Here is a 19,011-nt window from a genome sequence, read left to right on the forward strand (position 1 = left end):
TATAACTTAAGGGTAGATCAGCCAAAGAGTATCTGTGCATGAGCGATGACTTTTTATTCGCCGATGAAATCCCGGAGCCAGAGCAGCCAGAACAAGCCAGCAGCCATGCTCGCTGGAAAGTATTGATTGTGGATGATGAGGCTGAGGTGCATGCGGTTACCAAGTTAGCGCTCAGCGATTTTAGTTTTCAGGGCAAAAACCTGGAGTTTATCAGCGCATTCTCTGGTGCTGAAGCCAAAGCGCTGATGCAGCAGCATCCGGATACGGCCATTATGCTGCTTGATGTGGTGATGGAAACCGACGACGCCGGTTTGCAGGTGGCGCGCTACATTCGCGAGGAGCTGTGCAATACCCATGTGCGGATTATTTTGCGGACCGGGCAACCCGGTCAGGCACCAGAGCGCCAGGTCATCGTCAATTACGACATCAATGATTACAAGTCCAAAACCGAACTGACTGCACAAAAGCTCTTTACCGTGGTGATGTCGAGCTTGCGCTCCTACCGCGATATTCTGGCCATTGATCACAGCCGGCAAGGCCTGGAAAAAATTATCAATGCCTCGGCGAATCTGTTTTCTGCCCACTCGATGGAGCAGTTTATTGATGGTGTGCTGCAGCAGTTAACTTCGATCCTGGGATGCAATGACGATGCGTTATTGGTTACATCCTCTCTCGTTGCTGGCAATCCGGGCGAAGATACCAACCCTGAGCACCTAATTGTTTTCGCTGGTATGGGAGAGTTCGAGAAAAAAGAAGGCGAGCCGGTCACCAAGGTGTTGGATCAACCGCTGCTGGATGCCTTTTATGCGGCGCTAAAAACCCGCAGTATTGTCTATAAAGAAAATTATCTGGTGGCGTATTGCACCAGCAAATTTACCCATGGTTCTTTGCTCTATGTGTCAGGATTACCTGGCCAGATCACCGATAGTCAAAAGAAGCTGATTGAGCTGTTCTCACAAAATGTGCAGATTGCCTATGAGAATGTGCAGTTGCAGCATGAAATTGAAGATACTCAGCGGGAAATTGTCTATCGCCTCAGCGAGGCGGTGGAGCATCGCTCCATCGAGACGGGCAACCATGTGAAGCGGGTAGCATTCATCTGCTACGATCTGGCCAAAGCCTATGGCTTACCGGAAGAAGAAGCCGAGAAACTGATGTTTGCCTCACCGCTGCATGATGTCGGTAAGGTTGGAATTCCTGATGGCATTTTAAATAAGCCGATGCGATTGGATGCGCGTGAGTGGGAAGTAATGAAAACTCATGCCACCATCGGCTATGACATTTTGAAGAACTCCAAGCGGGCCATTATTCAAGCGGGGGCTGTGATTGCGCGTGATCACCACGAAAAATGGGACGGCAGCGGCTATCCGGATGGTAAAAAGGGTGAAGACATCCATATCTATGGTCGTATTGCTGCTATCGCTGATGTGTACGACGCCTTACGTCACCGGCGGTGTTACAAATCAGCCTGGCCGCTGGAGAAAGTTGTAGCTCTGATAGAAAGTGAGTCTGGCAAACAGTTCGACCCTAAGCTGGTAGCGCTTTTCAAAACAAGGGTAGAGAAACTGGAAGCGATTTTAAAGAAATATCCGGATTCAGAGGAAGACGATATTCGGTGATGGAGCTAAATTACCGCATACTGTTCCAAGTGACTGCACTCACAGCGCCGGTTAGCAAAAGGCTGTAAACTGCCTGTTTAACGGATAGGGCTCCTGTTTTTCTTCTGCTTATGACAAAATAGCCGCTTTAGCGGTGCTCTTTGTTCTGCTTTGTTTGCACAGCATCAACCTCAAGGATTTTTATGACTCAACAGACCATTGCTTTTGGCAACGTTACCGTGAATAACCAGCGGCCTTTTGTACTCTTTGGTGGTATGAATGTGCTGGAGTCGCGTGATTTGGCGCTGCGCATCGCTGAGCATTATGTGCAGGTTACTGAGAAGCTGGGTATTCCTTATGTATTTAAAGCCTCCTTCGATAAAGCCAATCGTTCATCCATTCACTCGTATCGTGGGCCAGGATTGGATGAAGGGCTTAAAATTTTCCAGGAAATTAAGCAAACCTTTCAGGTACCGCTGATCACCGATGTGCATGAGCCCTGGCAAGCGGCTTCGGTGGCCGAAGTGGTGGATGTACTGCAGCTACCAGCATTTCTGGCGCGTCAGACCGATCTGGTGGTGGCGATGGCCAAAACCGGTGCGGTGATTAATGTAAAGAAACCACAGTTCCTGGCACCAGCCGAAATGCGCCATATTCTAACCAAGTTCAGCGAAGCTGGTAATGAGCAGGTGATGCTGTGCGAGCGCGGTTCCAGCTTTGGCTACAACAATCTGGTGGTGGACATGCTGGGCATGGACGATATGAAAGCCATGGCCCCGGTTATTTTTGATGCGACCCATGCGCTGCAGCGCCCAGGCGGCAGAGCAGACTCAGCCGATGGTCGACGGGCTCAGGCTGCACAATTAGCACGCTCTGGCATGGCGCTTGGCCTGGCAGGTTTGTTCATCGAGGCGCACCCGGATCCAAATCAGGCCAAGTGCGATGGTCCCTGTGCATTGCCTCTGGCGAAGTTGGAACCGTATCTGACCCAGATGAAAGCATTGGACGAATTGGTCAAAAGTTTTGCCGAGCTGGATACCTCGGCAGGCTAGTAAGGTTTTATACCCATATATGGATATAGTATAAAAGCCAGTAAAGCGTGCGCTGGCAGTGCTTAATAGCGCTGCCGGACATAGTTCTCTACACACTGATACTCTGCTTTGAGCTGCCGGAAATACTCTTGTAAACTGGCCCAGTCTTTTTCAGCACTCGCTTGCTCTAATTGCAAGGCATGAGCGGTGAGGCGTAATGCTCCCACACTTTTGGCCATCGCTTTTAACTGATGCGTTTGCTGGCGTACCAGCGAGCGCTCACGCTCTTGCAGCGCTGTTTCCAGGGTTTTTAGCAGTGGCTGCGCCTGTTGGATAAAGAAGTTTAAATGCTCCTCGTGTTTGGCCGGATCATTGCCCAAATAATTGGCAATGGTGGTAAAGCAAATAGGTGCTTGCGGGGTAGAATCCCGAGCCCCTTGCTGCTCAATCAATTCTTTGTTTGGTTTTGTTTGTTGTGGGAGCCAACGCTGCAACAAGCTCTCCAGAATATTCAGCTCAATTGGCTTGGTAATGTAACCATCCATGCCAATACTGAGGCACTTCTGTTCTTCGCCTTTTAACGCATTGGCGGTAATCGCAATGATGCGGGTAAACTGACTGTCGTCGTTGGCTTGCAAAGCTTCTTTGCGCACAGCCTCTGTTAAATCATAACCACTCATATTCGGCATATGCAGATCGGTCAGAATGAGTGGATAGCGGTAGTTGCGCCACATTTCCAGCGCAATGGCGCCATCATCGGCAACTTCTGCCGCATAGCCCAGGGCATTGAGTTGATCCAGGATCACTTTCTGGTTCATCTGATTGTCTTCAGCCAGCAAAATTAATTGTCCTTGCCGCCGGGCAGCTTCCAAACTGGGTGCTGCTTTAAAGGCTTGTTGTTGGCTTTGCGCTAACAGAACATTGGTTTTTTTACCGGCAGCTATCAGAATAGCGTCGATTACATGGCTGCGACAAATAGGTGAGCTGTGCAAATAAATGACCCGTTCATTGCTTTGTTCGGTCAACTCAATCAGGTTGGTAATGATCACAAAACAAACCTGCTGTAACTTATGATGCTCAATCAAGCGGGCAATCTGAGTACTGCTGATTTGTTCGTAGGTGGCATCGAGCAGCCACACCGCTCTGATTTTGGGTGGCAATAATTGCTGTTGCTCTGCACGCTCAAGCAAGGGTTCAAAAGCTTGGTAACTGTGATAATCAGCACCAAGATAGTCCAAATAGCAGCTCAGGTGTTCACTATTATCTTGATCGGTACTAAAGAGTACCAGCTGTACATCGCGTAACAGCTCAGGATCAAGCTGTTTCACTTCATCCGACCGGCGCAAAGGGATCTGCACCTTAAACTCAGTGCCTTTATCCAGCTCACTTTGTACTTCGATGTTGCCGTACATTAAAGAGGTTAACCGCTGGCAAATGGACAAGCCTAAACCAGTACCGCCAAACTTGCGGGTAATGGACCCTTCAGCTTGGTTAAACGGCTGGAATACATAGTTGATTTGCCGCTTGGTCATGCCTTTGCCGTTGTCCGTGATGCTAAACAGTACCTGGCAGTAATCGATGGTACTTTCCAGTAAATCCGCCCGGATCACTACCAAGCCGGTTTTCTCCGGGGTGGTACTGGTAAACTTGATGGCATTGCCTGCCAGATTGTAGAGAATTTGCCGTAACCGCACCGGGTCGCCATAGAGGCCATCGGGAATACGTGGGTCGATAAAGAGTTTTAAGTCGATTTGTCGCTGATGGGCCACGGATACCAAAATTCGTCCCACAGCTTCAATGATGTCTACCAATGACAATGGAATACTTTCCAGTTCCAGTTTGCCGGCCTCAATTTTCGAGAAATCGAGAATATCATCCAGAATGCGCAGCAGTGAGAACGACGACTCCCGGATGGTATCGGTCATGCGAAACTGGGCATTATTCAGCGGCGTTTTGCGCAATAAATCCATGGTGCCGATAATGCCATTCATTGGGGTGCGGATCTCATGACTCATGGTGGCCAAAAAGGTGGACTTGGCTTCATTGGCTTTTTCTGCGGTAAGTTTGGCGGTTTCCAGAGCATCGGTGCGCTCTTTGATGCGTTGTTCTATTTCCTGGCGCAACTGGGCAATGTTCTGTTCAGCTTGCTGAGCATTGTGCTCACCAAGCTCAATACGCTGAAACAGCCGGTTAATCAGGCCAGCCAATACGCCAAAGTCATGTTCGCGGTGTTCGTCCAAACGAAGCTGATAGTGTTCATCACGAACTGCAGCATGCAAGGGCCTTAGCAGAGGATCTAAATAACGGTGCAACAGTCGGTTGCAAAGAACGCTGATAGCGATGGACATCAGCGTAGTCATCAGCAAGGTGAGCAGCAGGCCGCTTATCAGACTAATAATCGACCAGGAGCTGTCCGGGGCTTTGGGCAATAAAAAGAAAGCCATCACCATCAAGAGCGAGCTAAATAACAAGCAAATCGGAAAGCTTCGCCAAAACAGGGGTGCAAAAAACGATGATTTTTCCATGCGGTTACCAAGTCTATGAACGATTTAGGGTATTTGCCTGCTTTTGGCTGATTGTAGCATAGGCCAGCTTCGCCTGAGAAATGAACTCTGTGGCTGCTAATATTCAGGTTAAGGTCCACCTTTGCTCAGAGAATAAGCGAACGCTTTCGGCCAGAAAAAAAATGATTGACTTGCATTGTCAAAATCCGTTTAATACCTCCCCGTTGCCCAGATAGCTCAGTCGGTAGAGCAGAGGATTGAAAATCCTCGTGTCGGTGGTTCGATTCCGCCTCTGGGCACCATTCTTTCCTGCTAAGACTGGTGCACGCAACAAGCTAAACGTTTTCGCCTTTACAGGCACTGTATGCCCAGATAGCTCAGTCGGTAGAGCAGAGGATTGAAAATCCTCGTGTCGGTGGTTCGATTCCGCCTCTGGGCACCATTCCCCTCTAAGCACTATCAAGTTCAATTTGTTTCCAACTAAGTCGCTTTAAGGCGCAATCTCTTATCTTCAATCCCTGTTAACATCATTTTTTTCGGAAACTTGATATACTGTGGCAATAATCCCATCAATGCTGATATCAATCCATTCAGCAAAGCGAGGCGATGATGACAAAGGCTGTGATTCTGGTACTGGATAGTTTTGGTGTAGGTAGTGCGCCAGATGCTGCTCGCTTTGGCGATGTCGGCGCCAATACCTTAGCCAGCATTGCCAGAGAGTTTGCTAAAATCAAAGGCCGCCAGCTGGAACTGCCTAATCTGGCGGGTCTTGGTTTAATTCGTGCGGCAAAGGCGGCATCCGATCAAACGATTCTGGTGCAGGATGCAGATAAAGTAGCAGGGGCCTATGGTTATGCTGCGGAGTTAAGCAGTGGTAAAGATACCCCGAGTGGACACTGGGAAATTGCTGGTGTGCCGGTGTTGTTTGACTGGGGCTATTTTGATCAAAAAACAGCTAGTTTTCCGCAGGCATTGATCGAGCAGCTGTGTGCCGAGACGGGTGTCCCAGGTATTCTGGGTAATTGCCACGCTTCCGGTACCGAAATCCTGAAAAAGCTTGGCGATGAGCATGTGCAAACAGGCAAACCTATCTGTTATACCTCTGCCGACAGCGTGTTTCAGGTAGCCGCGCATGAAGAACATTTTGGCCTTGAGCGACTACTGAATTTTTGCCAGGTTGCACGTCGTTTGCTGGATGAATACAACATCGGGCGGGTGATTGCTCGGCCATTCTTAGGGGATGGCCCGGATAGCTATGCCCGTACCGGCAATCGCCGTGATTACTCCGTACTGCCGCCAGCGCCTACTGTGCTTGATAAACTGACGCAAGCAGGAGGGGAAGTCATCAGCATTGGTAAAATCGCCGACATTTATGCCCATCAGGGCATTAGCCGTAGCTTGAAAGCGACTGGTTTGACCGCTTTGCTGGATACTACGCTACAGCAGATGCAACAAGCTGACAGCAACAGCCTGATTTTTACCAATCTGGTAGATTTTGACCAGAATTATGGTCACCGACGCGATCCGATAGGCTATGGTGAGGCGCTGGAGTATTTTGATAGCCGTTTGCCTGAGCTGATCGCAGCGCTGGATGACGATACGCTCTTGCTGCTGACCGCTGATCACGGCTGTGATCCTACCTGGCCAGGGACCGAGCATACCCGGGAGTTTATTCCGGTCTTGTGCTACCGCAAAGGAATGGCTGACGTTGATCTTGGCCAGAGGAACAGTTTTGCGGATATCGGCCAGACCTTAGCTGACCTCTTTTCGCTGGAAGCCATGTCCTATGGCGATTCATTTTTTAAGCAATTAACGACCAACTAAGAGAATATCCGTATGACGACTCCCCATATTGCTGCCAACCCAGGTGATATTGCTGCCACCGTGCTGATGCCGGGTGACCCGCTTCGTGCCAAGCACATTGCCGATACGTTTTTACAGGACGTTCGTTGTGTGAATGAAGTACGAAATATGTATGCCTATACCGGCAGCTATCAGGGCAAGGAAGTCACCGTGATGGGATCGGGCATGGGGGTGCCATCGATGTCCATCTATGCCACCGAGTTGGTGAAATTTTACGATGTGAAACGCATTGTGCGCATCGGCTCTTGCGGCGCTTTACCTCATGCCGTAAAAGTGCGGGATGTGGTGATTGCGATGGGTGCCAGTACGGATTCAGCGGTGAACCGCAACCGGTTGCAAGGCATGGATTTTGCTGCCTTGGGTAGCTTCTCATTGATTGAGAAAGCAGTTGCTGCGGCCCGGCAAAAGCAAATTCCGGTACAGGTCGGCAATGTCTTTACCTCAGATTTATTCTACAACCCAAATCCGACACTTTTTGATACGCTGGAAAAGTACGGCATTTTGGCGGTTGAAATGGAAGCCGCCGGCCTTTATGGTGTGGCTGCCGAGTACGGCATCGAAGCGCTGAGTATCTTGACGGTGAGCGATCATATTCGTACTGGGGAGTCTCTGAGTGCTGAGCTGCGCCAAACCTCGTTCAATGATATGGTTGAAATTGCCCTGGGCATGTTGGATTAAGTCGTATGTCAATGACCAACCACAAAATGTTCTATGTATCCTGGGAAGCGTTTCACCGGGCCAGCCGCGAGCTTGCCGCTAAACTGTTAGCTGGCCGCTATGACCGTATTCTGGCGGTAAGCCGGGGAGGCTTGGTACCTGCGACCATCCTGGCCCGCGAGCTCAATATCCGCTTGCTGGATACCATTTGCATCGCCAGTTACCAGCACGATCAGCAAGGCAACTTGTCGGTTTTGAAAGCCTGTGACTGGCAAGATGATGCCAGGCTACTGATTGTGGACGATCTGGTGGACACCGGTGAGACCGCAAAAGTGCTCAAGCAACAGTTTCCCCAGGCGACCCTGGCGACGGTGTATGCCAAGCCGAAAGGCAAGCCGTTGGTCGATGTGTACGTCACCGACATTGAACAAGATACCTGGATCCAACTGCCTTGGGATACCGAGCTTAGTTACAGCGCGCCTTTGGTGGAACAACAAGGCTAAAGCTTTTATTTTAGCTGTAAATCTACCCAGACCAGCCGGTGATCCGAGCTGGTCTGGCGCGTCTTCACCAACTGGTAATCGGCTTCATCCGGGGCTGGCCAGAAAACACCACTGTCGATCACTTCAATGCCACATTTGCCTGGCAGTACATAATCAGCCCGCATCCGCCATGCAGCCGTGTGCTGAGCTGCATGCGGGTTGTCCGGGCTGTGCTCCATGCCACCTCGGCTGGCAGGGTTTGGATCCTGCACGCGCGGGTGCGCCAATAAGCGTTGGATCCCGGCTTTTATGGCATCGCCTTCCACCGGCGAAGCATTTAAATCACCTACAATAACAAAAGGTGCCTTGCTGTCAAAGCTGCCCGCCACACCTTGATCGTCGTAGATATAATTCCCTTGTTCGCCGCTGATGTAATCAACCCAGAAACGGATTTCATCATGATTGCGTTTGGCGTTGCGGCCTTCTGGTCCGTCAAATACTGGCGGGGTGGGGTGACTGGCTAAAAGATGCAGCTGTTTGCCTGCCACCTGAACTGGAATATCCCAGTGTGACTTGGACGACAGTGGGAACTGCTGCCAGGCAGTAGTCTCATACCAGGGGCGGCCATCGGCCAAAGTCGTACTCAGATGCCCAGGCATATCTTTCCATTTGAACTGACGAAACGTCCTTATTTCACTTTCAATGATTGGGTAGCGCGATAATAGCAGCATGCCAAATTGTCCCGGATAAAAGCCAAAGCCCCAGGCATCAGCACCTACCCCCGTAGCTTTGCCATCCCGGTTTAAATCATAAGGGCTGGGTTGGCCGCTATTGACCGGGGCATAAAAGTAGAAAGGAAAAGCAATGGGATCTGCCCCTTGTTGTGAGACTGCCAGGTAATTGTTGAAAAAGGCTTCAACACCCTGGGTAGGGGATTCAATGTAATCAAACTCGGTGAGTAAAATGACATCGGGTCGGGTTAACTGGATAATACGGGCAATGGCTTGAATTTGTGGTTCTGTGCCGGTGGCTAAGTGTTCAACCAACACCTTGTGGTCACCGTGCTGACCAGCTGGCAGGTAGTTGCCAGCTTCCATGCTAACGTTGAAGGTAGCTACACGAACTAAGGTGCTATCAGCCATGTGGAAATTCCGCTAAATGCAGTGAATCATCGAGGCGATGGTAGTGTTTTTTGCTTCCCATGACCAGTGGGTACTACTTTTGCGAAGAGCCTGTTTTGAAGGGGGCTGCCATTGGCAATGTTGCAAAACTATTCGATAGATGAAGAAAATTTCTGCGAAATTATTGCATTAGCAAGTACGCAACTCAGACCAGTCATGTTACAATTGTATGACCAAACGAGTTAGATGCGCCGTTAGGAAAAAAGTTCCTCAGCTGTTCGGTTCGGCGTAAAAAAAACGTCACAATCATTCGTTAGGATATCTACCCAAATTGAACACAGTCTATGTATTCAAATGGATTGGGTATAAATTCGAAACTACCAGGTGAAACGATATGAAAATTAAACATTTAGCTATGGCTGTAGCCCTCGCTATGGGTGCTAGCCAATTTGCCATTGCAGAAACGTCCTCATCTATGCGCGGACAGATCCTGAGCCCGACTGGCACCGCAGCACCAAATACACGCATCATCATTGAGCACATTCCATCCGGTACCCGTACCGAAACCGTAACCAATGCTTCAGGTAACTTCGTGGCATCAGGTTTGCGTGTTGGTGGTCCTTACCGTGTGATTATTGATTCGAGTGTGCACCAAGATGCGGAAATCCAAGATATCTTCTTATCATTGGGTGAGCCTTATCGTTTAAATACTCAGCTCGAAGCCTCAAATATTGAGCGTATCGCTGTTCAAGGTACTGTGATTAATCCAGCCTCTTTTCAAGCAGGAAGCTCAAGCACCTGGGGTGAGCGTGAAATTCAAACCTTGCCTTCGTTTGATCGTGACTTAAAAGATATCGTTCGTCAAAACCCGTTAGCTACAGACTTGGGTGACGATAACCGCTCTTTGAGCGTAGGTGGTAATAACCCGCGTTTTAATACCATTACTGTGGATGGTATTACTCAGAACGATGACTTTGGTTTGAACAGCTCAGGTTATCCTACCAACCGTTCTCCAATTTCTATCGATGCGATTGAACAAATCTCTATCCAATCGGTACCATTCAATGCCCGTTACAGCGGCTTTGCGGGCGCGCGAGTGAATGCAGTAACGCGCTCAGGTACCAATGATTTGCGTGGCTCTGTTTTTGCTGAGTACTCTAGCGATAGCATGGCAGGCAACCCGAAAGCCAACAAATATGTAGAGGGAGCGGAACGCCCGCCACTGGATTACACCGAAAAAACCTATGGCTTTAGCCTTGGCGGCCCAATCATGCGCGATCGCTTGTTCTTTTTCCTGAACTACGAAGCCTTTGATAAATCTGAGCCTGTTCAGGAAGGACCTTTCGGTAGCAGTGTGATTCAGGCTAAAACCGTTGGTGCGGACGCTGTACAGCGTATTCAGCAAATTGCTCAGCAGCGTTATGGTGTTAATCCGGGGGACTGGAATATTGCACCAGACTCTGATGATGAGAAGTTGTTGGTTAAGATTGACTGGAACATCAATAACGATCATCGTGCTGCGTTTACTTATCAGTTTGCTGAAGACAACGCCATCAATGGTATTCGTCGTAATAACCTAAATGAGCTAACTCTGGACTCATTCTGGTACGATCGTAACCAGAAAATGAACAGCTTTGCGACACAGGTGTATTCAAATTGGAGCAACAGCTTCAGTTCTGAAATTAAACTGTCATACAAAGACGTACAAACCCGTCAAGATCCTCGTCAAGGTCGTAACTTTGGTCAGGCTCGTATTGCCGTGCCTGCTGCTGAGAATGGTCGTGATAATGCTGCAGTGGTTTGGTTAGGCCCGGATCGCTCGCGTCATGCCAACCGTTTGGGCACTGAAACCACAGAATTGCAATTTCATGGTGAGTACCTGACTGGTGACCACCAGATCCAGTTTGGTACTGAATACACCAAAATTGATGTTTTCAACGTATTTATCCAGGATGCACTGGGTAGCTTTGAATTCAGCAGCATCGAAAACTTTGAAGCTGGCAACGCTGCTCGGGTTTCATACCAGAATGCTTTTACCAACAATCCGGATGATGCCGCCGCTGAGTTTGGTTTCTCTACCTTTGCTGCTTATCTTCAGGATACCTGGGATATCAGCTGGGATCTGACGGTAAGTATTGGTCTGCGTTACGAGCGGATGCTGGCAAGTGATAAACCAACGCTGAACAATAATTTTGCCCAGCGCTATGGTTTTGACAATACCTTCAATCTGGATGGGCTAGACTTGTGGTTGCCACGGATAAGCTTTAACTACAATCTGACCGATGAGATCACCATTCGCGGTGGGATGGGGCGCTTCTCTGGCGGCCGTCCAAATGTTTGGATTTCAAATGCGCATACCAACGATGGTGTGAACCTGGTTACAGCGCCACAGCTAACCAATCTGGAGGGTTTAACCTCGCTTACCGTGCCTCAAGCGATGCGTGATTCATTACAGCCTGGCGATGGTAATACCACTCCAATTGATCCAAACTTCAAGATGCCGGTAGATACACGCTTCAATTTAGCGGTAGATTACGACGGCTTGGATCTGGGCTTCCTGGGAGATGGTTGGTTCACATCGGCGGAAGTGATCTATACGGATAAGGATCGTGAAGTTGGTTGGGTGAACCTGGCTAAAGTTGCCTTGCTGGATGACTCTGGCAACCAGATTACCTCAAAAGGTGGTCGCCCACTCTATGTAAGCTGGGATCCTCTGGCAGGTGATCGTCCAACCACCATTGGTGGCTTTAACACCAACCGTCACGACTTATTGCTGACCAATGTATCTGGTGGCCGTAGTGTAGTTTCAACCCTGACCTTGGGCAATGCCTGGGACAATGGCCTGAGCTTCCGTACTTCTTATACTCATCAGGATGTGCGTGACATCACTTCTGGTGGTTCATCCACTGCGAGTTCAAACTACAACTTCCAGACCGCTGTTGATAAACAGCATCCTGTGGTTGGTCGTGCATCTTATGAAATTCGTCATCGCTTTATGGCAACGCTGAACTACAGAACAGAGCTGTTTGAAGGCTATAACTCAACCTTCAGCCTGTACTGGGACCGTGCTTCAGGTCGTCCATACAGCTATGCGCTGGATGCATTTAACTTTGGCGGTTTTGGTGATCGTCAGGGTTTAAACAGCTCAACGAACTATTTGCCATACATTCCTTCAGGTCCAGACGATGATGCGGTTCGTTATGTCGGTGGTCTGACATACGAAGAGTTTGCAGAATATGTCGCTGCAGCCAACCTGAGTAAGTACGCCGGTGGTTATGCGCCTCGTAATGAAGGCAATCGTGGCCCATGGAACACTAGCCTGGACTTCCGCTTCGAGCAGGAAATCCCCGGCTTTATGGAAGGTCACCGTGGTGCATTCTACATTGATGTACAGAACGTGTTGGCTATCTTCGGTGATAATCAGCGCCATAGTGTCAGCTTCTCAGATACAGGGGTACGTTTAGCCAGTATCAACATTGATGAAGATGGTACCTATGTTTACGGTCGACCATTTGGTGGTTTCACTACCGCACCACCGACCAACTACAACGTGCGTGCATCAACCTGGTCTGCGAAGATTGGTGTTCGTTACCGCTTCTAATCAGGCTTTTTCCTGACAAAACCGGCCTTTTGGCCGGTTTTTTATTTCTATATCGGGCTTTTTTAGCGATAATTGCTCTTTGTGTGTATTGGAAAGTGACAAAACGTGGCTAAGAACACCATCATTGCCATTGCAGGCGCATCGGCCTCAGGTAAAAGTTTATTTGCATCAACGGTTTATCAGGAGCTGGTAGAGGAGCTGGGTGGCGAGCGCATTGCCATTTTGGCGGAAGATGCCTACTACCGCGATCAAAGTCATTTGTCGTTTGAGCAGCGTACTCTGACCAACTATGACCATCCGTCGGCGTTTGAGCATAAATTGCTGGGACAGCATTTGCAGGAGCTTCGAGATGGCAGTGCCATTGATATGCCACAATACTGCTACAAAACCCATACCCGATTGCCGGATACTATCCGGGTGCAGCCAGCCAAGGTTATTCTGGTAGAAGGCATATTGTTGCTCAGCGATCCACTGCTGCGCGATGAGTTTGATATCAGTGTCTTTATGGACACACCGCTCGATATTTGTTTATTGCGCCGTATTCGTCGTGATTTGGAAGATAGAGGCCGAAGTTTGCAGTCGGTGGTCGAACAATACGAAGATACCGTGCGGCCGGCCTTTTTTGATTTTATTGCGCCATCAAAGCAATTTGCCGATTTGGTGGTGACCCGGGGTGGTAAAAATCAGATTGCTATCGACATTATAAAAACAAAAATTCGCCAGTTACTGGCGGAGTAATTAAAAAGGACCAGGGGAATGATGGGATTAGTTGGTATAGCGGTGCTATTGCTGGTGGCCTGGCTGGCATCGAATAATAAAAAACACATTAATTGGCGCACCGTGGGCGGTGCTTTTGCCATCCAGGTCGCTATAGGCGCTTTTGTGTTGTACATTCCTTTTGGTCAGGAGGTGTTGTACAGCATCTCACAGGTGGTGGCCAATGTGATTGGTTATGCCAACGCCGGTATTGAATTCCTGTTTGGTGATCTGGGCCGCTTCTCCCAAGGCTTTATTTTTGCCATCCATGTACTGACCATCATTATCTTCTTTTCATCCCTGATAGCCGTGCTTTATCACATAGGCATTATGACCTGGGTCATTCGCCTGATTGGTGGTGGCTTGCAGAAGCTGCTGGGTACCAGTCGTCCCGAGTCGATGTCGGCAGCGGCCAATATTTTTGTCGGGCAGACGGAAGCGCCATTGATTGTCCGGCCTTTTGTGCCAACCATGACCCGCTCGGAGCTTTTTGCCGTGATGGTGGGTGGCCTGGCCTCAGTAGCCGGCTCGGTACTGGCTGGCTATGCTGGTCTTGGTGTGGAATTAAAATACCTGATTGCCGCCAGCTTTATGGCAGCGCCCGGTGGTTTTTTGATGGCGAAAATGATATTGCCGGAAACCGAGCAGCCGAAAAATGAACTGACCGAAATTACCCAGGAAAAACCCCATACCAATGTGATTGATGCTGCGGCAGCGGGGGCTTCCAGCGGTATGCAGTTGGCGTTGAATGTCGGCGCCATGCTGTTGGCCTTTATTGGTTTGATTGCGCTGATCAATGGCATGGTCGGTGGCATTGGCGGTTGGTTTGGCATGGATAACCTGACTTTGCAGCTGATCTTCGGTTATGTGTTCCAGCCCCTGGCATTCATCTTAGGGGTATCCTGGGACGAAGCCCGCATGGCGGGCAGTTTTATTGGCCAGAAATTGGTGATTAATGAGTTTGTCGCTTACCTTGACTATGTTCAGGTGAAAGAGCAATTGAGTGCCCATACCCAGGTGATTGTGACTATTGCCTTGTGTGGCTTTGCCAATTTCTCTTCCATTGCGATCCTATTAGGTGGCTTGGGTGGTATGGCGCCCGGCCGTCGGGCTGATATTGCGGCACTGGGTTTAAAAGCCTTGCTGGCAGCAACATTGGCCAACTTAATGAGCGCTGCCATTGCAGGGTTCTTTTTTTCTTTAGGCTAAAAAACAGGTCTTTTATATGACACAGCAAGTTCCAACGTTAGATATAAGACGGTTTGCCACCGACAAAGATAACTTTGTTGCCGAAATTGGCAAGGCCTACACTGAGTTTGGATTTTGTGGCATTAGTGGTCACGGGATCTCAGATGACGTGGTAGCAGATACATACACCGCAATTAAGCAGTTTTTTGCGCTGCCCAATGAAGTGAAAGCCAAGTACCACATGCCAGGGCAAGGCGGTGCCCGCGGTTATACCGGCTTTGGCGTTGAAAAAGCCAAAGACAGCAAGCATCCGGATCTGAAAGAGTTCTGGCATGTTGGCCGTGAGTTGGACGGTCCTGCACCCCACCCCAGTTTGTACCCGAATGTGTGGCCCACCGAAGTGCCGAACTTTAAAGAAGCTACTTATCGGCTTTACAGCGAGCTGGAAAAGCTAGGCAACCGGGTGCTGGAAGCGCTAGCGCTCTTCTTAGGGCAGCCACAGCACTATTTTGCCGATAAGGTCGATTTCGGCAATTCGATCCTGAGGCCTATCCATTATCCACCAATTCAGGATACCAGCACTCAGTCGATCCGGGCAGGTCAGCACGAAGACATTAATTTGATCACCTTACTGGTCGGCTCGAACGAAGCCGGGCTGGAAATACTGCGTCGTGATGGCAGTTGGCTGCCGGTCACGACCATTGAAGGCACCATCGTAGTGAATATTGGTGATATGCTGCAGCGCTTGACCAACCATGTGCTGCCATCCACCACCCATCGGGTGGTGAATCCGGCAGGCATGGCTGCGGGCGAGCCTCGTTACTCCATCCCTTTCTTTATGCATCCTAATCCGGATTTTGTCATTGAGACGCTACCAAGCTGTATCAGTGCCGAGCGCCCCAATCGTTATCCGGAGCCAATTAATTCCAACGACTACCTCATGCAGCGTTTGGAAGAGATTGGTTTATTGAAAAAGAGCGGAAAATAACCGCTTTGCACAGCAAATAAGCGAGTGACACAAAAGCCATTAAATTGTGCCATATTGCAGTTGACAGCTTTTTGGAACTCGCTATACTGTGCGCCATGTTGAGCAGCGATGCTTAACATACCACGCAGATGTGGTGGAATTGGTAGACACGCTAGCTTCAGGTGCTAGTGCTCGAAAGGGCGTGAGAGTTCGAGTCTCTCCATCTGCACCAAATTAACCGGCTTAAAGCCGGTTTTTTTGTGCCTGCTATACCCGCAGGCATCCCTCCGGGACTAGCCATTGGCTGTCCAAAAGCACTCCCGATGCTTTTGTGTTTTTAGATTTAACGTTTTAGTTCTATGCGGCGAATAAAGTCTTCTACCAATAAGTCATAAAGCTTGTTGCCTAAATACAAATCTTCCACTCCATCATCGATATTTGGGTTGTCGTTTACTTCAATCACGTACACCTTATCCCCATCTTGCTTGATGTCGACACCATACAGACTGTCGCCAATCGGAGCGCAGGCTCGAATAGCAGCATCAAGCACATGAGCCGGCACCTCGTTCACGGCGCAGGTGGTAAAAGCACCGCTTTGAGTTTTACCACTGCCGTGCTTGTAAATTTGCCAGTGATTACGCGCCATAAAGTATTTGCAGGCAAAAAGCGCCTGACTATTTAACACGCCAATACGCCAGTCAAACTCTGTGAAGGTATAGCGCTGGGCCAGGATGATGGCGCTTTGTTCAAACAGCTCGGTCATTTTTTGCCGCAGTTCGGTCATGGTTTTTACTTTCACCACCCCTCGGGAGAAACTACCATCCGGGATCTTCAACACCATGGGTAATCCCAGTACATCAGCCGCCCGCTCCAGGTTATCGGTATCGTATTTAAACAACATTAAACCATCCGGTACCGGCACCTGATGCTGTTCAAACAGAGTTTGCAGGTAAATTTTATTGCTGCAGCGTAAAATCGAGTTCGGATCATCAATCACTGCCAGCCCTTCGCGTTCGGCTTTTAATGCCATTTTGAAAGTATGGTGATTGACAGCGGTGGTTTCACGAATAAAAAGGCCATCAAACTCCGCCAGCCTTTGATGATCGCGGGCACCGATGATCTCGGTATCCATGGCCGCCTTTTTGGCCGCTTTGCAAAACAGCTCAATGGAGCGGGGTGTGCAGGGCGGGAACTGCTCCTTTGGATCCATTAACACAGCCAAATCGTATTTAAACTGACGCTTACTTGGCTCCAATCGCCAGATTTTATGGCTAAAGCGTTCCAGCGCTTCGGCAAACTGCGTTTGTTGCGACTCCGTCAGTTTGTGCAAACTGCCGATACGAATCGTTTTCACCTGCCATTGTTGTTTCTTGATCAAATCAACGTGCAGGATAGGAACGGAGAATGCTTCAAACAGATAATCGGCTACTTTTTTTAGCGAGCGCTCATTGGTTTCGCCAAAATAAAGCTGAAAAGTAAGTTGCGTTTCCGGGTTATCAGCCAGTGCTTTATTTAACTGCTTCGTTAATGCGACCGGGATATCATCAATGACATCGGCAATTTCGTCCCGGTTAAACTTATTAAATACCTTAATGGACGGGATGGCATGGTGATTACGCGCTTCGGCCAGCAACGAACAGTAATAACCCGAACCCAGGTACTGGGATTGTCGACAAAGGTTAATAAGCCTTACGCGCTGGCGGGACTTGCCCTGCCACTTCAGATAATCGGCCAGCGTCATCACGCCATCGTATTGAAAGAAAGGTCCCCAATCTTGCAGCTTATCTACTACGATTAATAACTTAGACATATCCTGTTCCGGAAAAACGTATTTCTTGTATTGTAGACACTAGTGTTGATTGCTGCCTAATGAAATCCTTTACTCGTCAGCAGCAAAATAATTGTCTTGCAAGATAGCTGGAAACAACGTGCAATGCCTGGCGATGAAACAAGGGATTAAGGTGCCTATGCAGAACAAAGATCTTTGTATCCGTGATGCTTTGTTGGCGGATTTAGCTGATTTAGTGCAGCTGGAGCAAGCCTGCTTTGATGCTGATCGTTTGAGTCGTCGCAGCTTCAGGCACTTTATTTTGGATAAGCGCAGTGATCTGCAGGTACTGGAGAAGAATAACCAGCTGGTCGGTTATTTTCTGGTGCTGTACCGTCGGGGCATTAGTCTGGCCCGGTTGTACTCACTTGCCGTATTACCCACCGAACGAAAGCAAGGTTTTGCACAGCTGCTGTTAAATCAGGCCGAGTTATCTGCCCGGCAGCGGCGTTGTGTGTTTTTGCGTCTGGAAGTCAGGCCGGATAATGACAGCGCTATTGCCTTGTATCGGCGTCAGGGCTATCAGGAATTTGCTATCCGCCATGATTTTTATGAAGATCATTCGGATGCACTGTGCATGCAGAAGCGTGTGTTCAGTTATCAGCAGCAGGGGACGGATAAAGGCATACAGTTTATCCAGCAAACAACACCTTTTACTTGTGGCCCGGCCGCTTTATTGATGGCAATGAATTACTTCGAACCGAATACCTACGATCCCTATGCAGAGGAATTAGAAATCTGGCGTGAAGCAACCACTATTTTCATGACTTCAGGTCACGGCGGTTGCAGCCCAAGAGGCCTGGCCCTGGCTGCCTGGCAACGTGGCTTTGACACTGAGGTGATGCTAAATCAGTCGGGGCCACTTTTCGTCGACTCGGTGCGTCATATACAAAAGAAACAGATGTTGGAGCGGGTCCATCAGATTGAGCAGCAAAAATGTGCTAAGGCCGGTATTGCGGTTCATATCACCGAGTTTACGCTCAATGATGTGCTGGAAAAACTCCATCAGGGTTGTTTGGTGTTATTACTGATAAGTACCTGGCAATTTGATCGAAGCAAAGCACCGCACTGGGTATTGTTGTGTGATGCCGATGACGACTTCGTTTATTTAAACGATCCAGATGTCGATACCGAAGCAGGCCAAAATGCTGCGGATTACCAGTATATCCCGGTGAATCGTGACATCATGACCAAGGCCTTCCTCTATGGCAAGCAGCGCTTAAAAGCCGCTGTTGCGCTGAAAAAGTACAAAGAGCCCGCTTTTTAGGCAAACAAACCAAAAGGATCAAATAAGGCTTGCAGCTTTATCTTAGCTCCCTATAATGCCGAACCAAGCCAGCAGGGCAGCGAATAAGCGCTCTGCAGCGGGATGAAAAAAGTGCGGTAAATGCTGAGATTCAGCCTTGACAGCAGGA

Annotated in this window: 13 protein-coding genes and 3 tRNA genes; 13 read left to right on the top strand and 3 right to left on the bottom strand. The window is 49.1% G+C overall.

Annotated features, from left to right (window positions below; genetic code table 11):
- Window positions 1-38 precede the first annotated feature (38 nt).
- Window positions 39-1,619, top strand: a complete 1,581-nt coding sequence (locus QWY20_RS16855) for a DUF3369 domain-containing protein (RefSeq protein ID WP_330130177.1) — start codon at window positions 39-41, stop codon at window positions 1,617-1,619.
- Between the two features lie 182 nt (window positions 1,620-1,801).
- The gene (kdsA, locus tag QWY20_RS16860; protein WP_330130178.1) at window positions 1,802-2,650 is read left to right on the top strand and encodes a 3-deoxy-8-phosphooctulonate synthase; all 849 of its coding nucleotides are present in this window, start codon (window positions 1,802-1,804) and stop codon (window positions 2,648-2,650) included.
- Between the two features lie 62 nt (window positions 2,651-2,712).
- Here the strand turns inward: kdsA and QWY20_RS16865 are convergent, their stop codons facing one another.
- Window positions 2,713-5,154, bottom strand: coding sequence for a hybrid sensor histidine kinase/response regulator (locus tag QWY20_RS16865; protein WP_330130179.1), 2,442 nt, complete (start codon window positions 5,152-5,154; stop codon window positions 2,713-2,715).
- Between the two features lie 205 nt (window positions 5,155-5,359).
- Here QWY20_RS16865 and QWY20_RS16870 point away from each other — a divergent pair.
- The 5 genes from QWY20_RS16870 (at window position 5,360) to gpt (ending at window position 8,156) form a co-directional block, all read left to right on the top strand.
- Window positions 5,360-5,435: transfer RNA gene (locus QWY20_RS16870), tRNA-Phe, on the top strand.
- A gap of 64 nt (window positions 5,436-5,499) precedes the next feature.
- Window positions 5,500-5,575 (top strand) — tRNA-Phe (locus tag QWY20_RS16875).
- A 167-nt stretch (window positions 5,576-5,742) separates the two neighbouring features.
- Window positions 5,743-6,957 carry a phosphopentomutase gene (locus QWY20_RS16880; RefSeq protein WP_330130189.1) on the top strand — a complete coding sequence of 405 codons (1,215 nt, stop codon included), beginning with the start codon at window positions 5,743-5,745 and terminating at the stop codon, window positions 6,955-6,957.
- Window positions 6,958-6,969: 12 nt separating this feature from the next.
- Window positions 6,970-7,674, top strand: coding sequence for a purine-nucleoside phosphorylase (gene deoD / locus QWY20_RS16885; protein WP_330130180.1), 705 nt, complete (start codon window positions 6,970-6,972; stop codon window positions 7,672-7,674).
- A 5-nt stretch (window positions 7,675-7,679) separates the two neighbouring features.
- Window positions 7,680-8,156 carry a xanthine phosphoribosyltransferase gene (gene gpt / locus QWY20_RS16890; protein WP_330130181.1) on the top strand — a complete coding sequence of 159 codons (477 nt, stop codon included), beginning with the start codon at window positions 7,680-7,682 and terminating at the stop codon, window positions 8,154-8,156.
- A 5-nt stretch (window positions 8,157-8,161) separates the two neighbouring features.
- Here the strand turns inward: gpt and QWY20_RS16895 are convergent, their stop codons facing one another.
- Window positions 8,162-9,277 carry an endonuclease/exonuclease/phosphatase family protein gene (locus QWY20_RS16895; RefSeq protein ID WP_330130182.1) on the bottom strand — a complete coding sequence of 372 codons (1,116 nt, stop codon included), beginning with the start codon at window positions 9,275-9,277 and terminating at the stop codon, window positions 8,162-8,164.
- 373 nt (window positions 9,278-9,650) lie between these two features.
- Between QWY20_RS16895 and QWY20_RS16900 the strand changes: the two genes are divergently transcribed.
- From QWY20_RS16900 to QWY20_RS16920, 5 genes are all read left to right on the top strand, one after another.
- On the top strand, window positions 9,651-12,857 hold the full coding sequence (locus tag QWY20_RS16900) for a TonB-dependent receptor (protein ID WP_330130183.1): 3,207 nt from the start codon (window positions 9,651-9,653) through the stop codon (window positions 12,855-12,857).
- 105 nt (window positions 12,858-12,962) lie between these two features.
- On the top strand, window positions 12,963-13,595 hold the full coding sequence (gene udk / locus QWY20_RS16905; RefSeq protein ID WP_330130184.1) for a uridine kinase: 633 nt from the start codon (window positions 12,963-12,965) through the stop codon (window positions 13,593-13,595).
- A gap of 18 nt (window positions 13,596-13,613) precedes the next feature.
- A complete protein-coding gene (locus QWY20_RS16910) occupies window positions 13,614-14,822 on the top strand; it encodes a NupC/NupG family nucleoside CNT transporter (RefSeq protein WP_330130185.1) in 1,209 nt (402 codons plus the stop codon).
- A 16-nt stretch (window positions 14,823-14,838) separates the two neighbouring features.
- A complete protein-coding gene (locus QWY20_RS16915) occupies window positions 14,839-15,789 on the top strand; it encodes an isopenicillin N synthase family dioxygenase (RefSeq protein WP_330130186.1) in 951 nt (316 codons plus the stop codon).
- Window positions 15,790-15,913: 124 nt separating this feature from the next.
- Window positions 15,914-16,000, top strand: a tRNA-Leu gene (locus QWY20_RS16920).
- Between the two features lie 111 nt (window positions 16,001-16,111).
- Here QWY20_RS16920 and QWY20_RS16925 read toward each other — a convergent pair.
- Window positions 16,112-17,578 carry a RimK family protein gene (locus QWY20_RS16925; protein ID WP_330130187.1) on the bottom strand — a complete coding sequence of 489 codons (1,467 nt, stop codon included), beginning with the start codon at window positions 17,576-17,578 and terminating at the stop codon, window positions 16,112-16,114.
- Window positions 17,579-17,735: 157 nt separating this feature from the next.
- On the opposite strand from QWY20_RS16925, the gene QWY20_RS16930 reads away from it, so the two are divergent.
- Window positions 17,736-18,863: a GNAT family N-acetyltransferase/peptidase C39 family protein gene (locus QWY20_RS16930; RefSeq protein WP_330130188.1), complete on the top strand. Its 1,128-nt coding sequence runs from the start codon at window positions 17,736-17,738 to the stop codon at window positions 18,861-18,863.
- Window positions 18,864-19,011 lie beyond the last annotated feature (148 nt).

The sequence above is a fragment of the Alkalimonas cellulosilytica genome, assembly GCF_036325985.1.
GTDB lineage: Bacteria > Pseudomonadota > Gammaproteobacteria > Enterobacterales > Alteromonadaceae > Alkalimonas > Alkalimonas cellulosilytica.

Bases quoted from the DNA above. Each gene is read 5' to 3' on its own strand.
- QWY20_RS16855 (WP_330130177.1), top strand. From the start codon at position 39: ATGAGCGATGACTTTTTATTCGCCGATGAAATCCCGGAGCCAGAGCAG.
- kdsA (WP_330130178.1), top strand. From the start codon at position 1,802: ATGACTCAACAGACCATTGCTTTTGGCAACGTTACCGTGAATAACCAG.
- QWY20_RS16865 (WP_330130179.1), bottom strand. From the start codon at position 5,154: ATGGAAAAATCATCGTTTTTTGCACCCCTGTTTTGGCGAAGCTTTCCG.
- QWY20_RS16880 (WP_330130189.1), top strand. From the start codon at position 5,743: ATGACAAAGGCTGTGATTCTGGTACTGGATAGTTTTGGTGTAGGTAGT.
- deoD (WP_330130180.1), top strand. From the start codon at position 6,970: ATGACGACTCCCCATATTGCTGCCAACCCAGGTGATATTGCTGCCACC.
- gpt (WP_330130181.1), top strand. From the start codon at position 7,680: ATGTCAATGACCAACCACAAAATGTTCTATGTATCCTGGGAAGCGTTT.
- QWY20_RS16895 (WP_330130182.1), bottom strand. From the start codon at position 9,277: ATGGCTGATAGCACCTTAGTTCGTGTAGCTACCTTCAACGTTAGCATG.
- QWY20_RS16900 (WP_330130183.1), top strand. From the start codon at position 9,651: ATGAAAATTAAACATTTAGCTATGGCTGTAGCCCTCGCTATGGGTGCT.
- QWY20_RS16910 (WP_330130185.1), top strand. From the start codon at position 13,614: ATGATGGGATTAGTTGGTATAGCGGTGCTATTGCTGGTGGCCTGGCTG.
- QWY20_RS16915 (WP_330130186.1), top strand. From the start codon at position 14,839: ATGACACAGCAAGTTCCAACGTTAGATATAAGACGGTTTGCCACCGAC.
- QWY20_RS16925 (WP_330130187.1), bottom strand. From the start codon at position 17,578: ATGTCTAAGTTATTAATCGTAGTAGATAAGCTGCAAGATTGGGGACCT.
- QWY20_RS16930 (WP_330130188.1), top strand. From the start codon at position 17,736: ATGCAGAACAAAGATCTTTGTATCCGTGATGCTTTGTTGGCGGATTTA.